This window comes from Methanosaeta sp. UBA356 (genome assembly GCF_002496465.1).
GTDB classification, from domain to species: Archaea; Halobacteriota; Methanosarcinia; order Methanotrichales; family Methanotrichaceae; genus Methanothrix; species Methanothrix soehngenii.
Window position 1 is genome coordinate 1,616 of the sequence record NZ_DAKC01000087.1, and the last position, 3,867, is coordinate 5,482.

At 53.7% G+C, this 3,867-nt stretch carries 2 protein-coding genes; one reads left to right on the forward strand and one right to left on the reverse strand.

Annotated features, from left to right (window positions below; genetic code table 11):
- On the forward strand, positions 1–1,471 hold a 1,471-nt coding region (locus BP727_RS07870), incomplete at its 5' end, for a pentapeptide repeat-containing protein (RefSeq protein ID WP_276619262.1).
- A gap of 235 nt (positions 1,472–1,706) precedes the next feature.
- Here the strand turns inward: BP727_RS07870 and BP727_RS07875 are convergent.
- Complete coding sequence (locus BP727_RS07875; RefSeq protein ID WP_083804673.1) at positions 1,707–3,776, reverse strand: heavy metal translocating P-type ATPase; 2,070 nt, start codon at positions 3,774–3,776, stop codon at positions 1,707–1,709.
- Positions 3,777–3,867 lie beyond the last annotated feature (91 nt).

The following is a 3,867-nucleotide window of genomic DNA, read 5'->3' on the forward strand; positions in this document are numbered from 1 at the left end:
ATTCGCCATTGTTCTGGCGATGGCATTGGTATCCCTGGGCGGCGCCCAGCAGTCTCTGCCCGCCCAGAAGATCCTATCCCAGATTGCGGCTGGGCAGCCGGTCCATTACGATGGCATTGCCATCACCGGCGATCTCGATCTATCCACATTGCCCGGAGCACAGATCCCGGCAGCATTCGCACTTTTCAACTGCACCATCCCCGACGCCTCCTTTGAGGGAATTACATTTGCAGAGGATGCCTTCTTCTGGGGAAGCTCCTTTGGCAATGCCAGCTTCCAGGGGGCCACATTCCTGGGCCGGGCGGACTTTGCCAATACCTCTTTCCGCCAGGCCAGCTTCGCAGGCTGCACCTTCTATCAGCCGGCGCTCTTCGGTGGAGCGCTGTTTGAGAACGATTTGAGCTTTGAGGATACCGCCTTCGGCCTGGATGCCTCCTTCCATGACGTCCGCTTTCTGGGGAGGGTGGACTTCAACTACTCCGATTTCGATTCCTATTCCTACTTCGCAGCAGCAGAGTTCTCAGAAGATGCCTTCTTCTCCGATGTCGACCTTTCCGCTACCTCGGACTTCTCTGCTGCCACATTCTCCGGCCAGGCCAACTTCATCCGCTCCCGCCTGAATGAGCCCTATTTCGGAGATGTCCTATTCTCCGGTCCAGCCCAGTTTGGCATGGCTCGTTTTTCCGGCCTCACCTCATTTGGCGGGGCGGTATTCGCCGATGAGGCGGGCTTCGGCCTGGCCAGATTTTCCGATGCCGCCTACTTCTCCGGTGCCCACTTTCAGGACCTGGCCCTCTTCGGCCTGGCCAGGTTCGAGGACATCGTAACCTTCCAGGATACCCGGTTCGATGGCGACCTCAACTTCAAATCCGGATCCATCACCTCTCTGCTCTTCGACGAGGCAGAGCTAAAAGAGGGCTCCCGCATCATCCTAAACGATACTGAGATCAACCTCTTCCGGGCTCACTGGAAGGAGATCCAGGATCATGTGGCCTGGCAGCCGGGAGCATACCTGGCCCTGGTGGAGAACTACCGCCGGCTGGGCTGGCTGGAAGATGAGGACGACTGCTACTACCAGTATCGAAAGCTCGATCAGGCCAGCAAGGGCTGGGGCTGGTCAAAGATCATAGATATCCTGGCCTGGCTCTCCTGCGGCTATGGAGTGCGGCCAAGCTATGCCGTGGTATGGTCTTTGGTTACTATTCTGATCTTCGGCCTGGTCTTCTGGATAGGGGACGGCATCCGTCGCTCGTCCAAACCCCTGAGCGGGCCGGTGGAGAAAGACAGCATCCCCGAGCGGGCTACATTGCGAAATGCACTCTTTTTCAGCACCATGATCTTCCTCTCCCAGGGCCCCATCGACTTTCTGCCCGTGGGCAGGCACAGGTACTATGTGATGCTGGAGATGATATTGGGCTGGCTGCTCTTGGCGCTGTTTTTGGTAACCTTAGGAAAGGTGATGATTCGATAGCTTTGGGGTGCTGCAATGGGTCAGACCGAATCGATCCAAAAGATGGCTCCTCACTATTTAAAATGGGTGAACTTGAATCGCAAATTCTCTGTGTCTCAGTGACTCTGTGGTGAGCTGCTATGCTCTGACCCAACCACAGAGGCGCAGAGGAACAGAGGCTATCGCTGCCGGGCCTGACCCACATAATTCACCGAAGAGCCCAAAAGATGTTCGAGCATGGCAAATCCAGCTCATGTTACATTTCCAGCCGCCTCGCATTTATAGCTACTATCACCGTGCTGGCGCTCATGAGAATAGCCCCGATGGCGGGACTGAGAATTATGTCATAGCCGTAGAGGACGCCTGCGGCCAGAGGGATGGCCAGTGCGTTATAGCCCGTTGCCCATATCAGGTTCTGGAACATCTTGCTGTAAGTCCTTTTCGACAGGCGGATGATATTTGCCATATCCCTGGGATCGTTCCTGACCAGCACTATGTCCGCCGATTCAATGGCTACATCAGTGCCCGCTCCGATGGCAATCCCCACATCAGCCTGCGCCAGGGCAGGTGCATCATTCACCCCGTCTCCAACCATAGCCACAATGTATTCCCTCTGAACATTCCTTATGGCCTGAGCCTTTTCATGGGGCAATACTTCTGCAAAAAAGTCGTCCAAGCCCAGATCCTCCGCCACCCATCGGGCGACGAATCGATTGTCTCCGGTGAGCATCATGCAGTTGATGTTCATCGACCTGAGCTCTTCGATTGCCTCTCTGGATTCTTTTCTTATCACATCGGCCAGGGCTACGGCCCCGACAAGCCGATCCTCTTCCAGTAAAAAGACGACTGTCTTCCCCTGCTCCGCCAGCCTGTTCACTCTATCATCATCTAGCTTGATGTTGTTCTCTCTCAGGTAACCTGGGCTTGCCACCATCCAGCTCCTTCCCTGAATCTGACCTTCAATCCCTTTTCCGGGAATTGACTTAAATCCCTGGATGGGAATGAGATCAATGCCCATTTCTTTTGAGCCTTCTGCAATTCCTGCTGCTATGGAGTGCTCCGAGTTTGCTTCCAGAGATGCGGCCATTCTCAGGACTTCGGTCTCATTCAGGCCGGCAAGTGGTATGATATCGGTGACCCCAAATCGGCCTTCGGTCAGAGTCCCCGTCTTGTCGAATACCACCGCCTGGATGTCTCTGGCCCTCTCAAAAGCGGATCTATCCCGGATCAATAGACCTGATTTCGCAGCCAGTGAGGTTGAGACTGCAACCACAAGAGGAACTGCCAGCCCCAGAGCATGGGGACAGGATATGACCATCACTGTGACTGCTCTCTCAATGGCAAAAGCCGAGTCTTTGCTGAAGTTGAGCCAGGCGGCAAATGTGATAGCTCCGACGCTCAGAGATATTATGGTAAGCCATCGAGCGGCATTGTCTGCCAGGTCCTGAGTCCTGGATTTGCTCTCCTGAGCCTGCCTGACAAGCTCGATGATCTGACTGAGGTAGGTCTCGGATCCGATCTTCTTAACTTCTATCGATATCGAGCCCTCGCCATTGATGGACCCGCCTATCACGTCGTCTCCCGCTCTTTTCCTGACCGGCCTGGATTCGCCTGTGAGCATGGACTCATTTACGCTTGTCTCTCCCTCGATCACCGTTCCGTCGATGGGTATCTTCTCCCCGGGTTTGACCAGGACTCGGTCTCCCGGCTTAAGAGATTCGACCTTGACCTCCACCGTCTGGCCATCTTTTATCAAGTGGGCTTCCGAGGGCATGATCTTGACCAGCTCCTCTAAGGCTCGGGAAGCTCCGAGGATTGAACGCATCTCAATCCAGTGGCCAAAAAGCATGATATCGATCAGCGTGGCCAGCTCCCAGAAGAAGGTCTCGCCCATAAGGCCAAAGACGACCGCCGAACTGTAAAAATAAGCTGCACTTATGGCGGTGGCGATGAGAGTCATCATCCCTATATTTTTATCCTTGACTTCTTTGAAAAATCCTTTCAGAAAGGGATAGCCACCATAAAAATAAACCAATGATGAGAGCAGGAACACCACATAAAGGGAGCCCGGAAACTGCAATTCGAACCGGAATAATTCCTGGATAAAAGAAGAGAGGAGCAGGATTGGTATCGTTATAATCAGAGAAATTATGAATCGTCTTTTAAAATCCTCGGTTTTATGGCCTTCATGTCTGCCACGGTGTCTCTTGCTGGATTTGTCCGGATGCCGGGCCATGCCCATTTGGTGATTCTCATGCATTTCGCCTGCATCATCCGTCTTATGGCCTTTGGCCGTGCCATGCATCCCATGTATGTTATGCTCCATTCCCCTATTCGGCGACTTGGGCCTCTTGCTCTCTTCCGCCACCTCTAATCCCACCAGTACGATATATTAATGGACGGCAATGGATTTAACT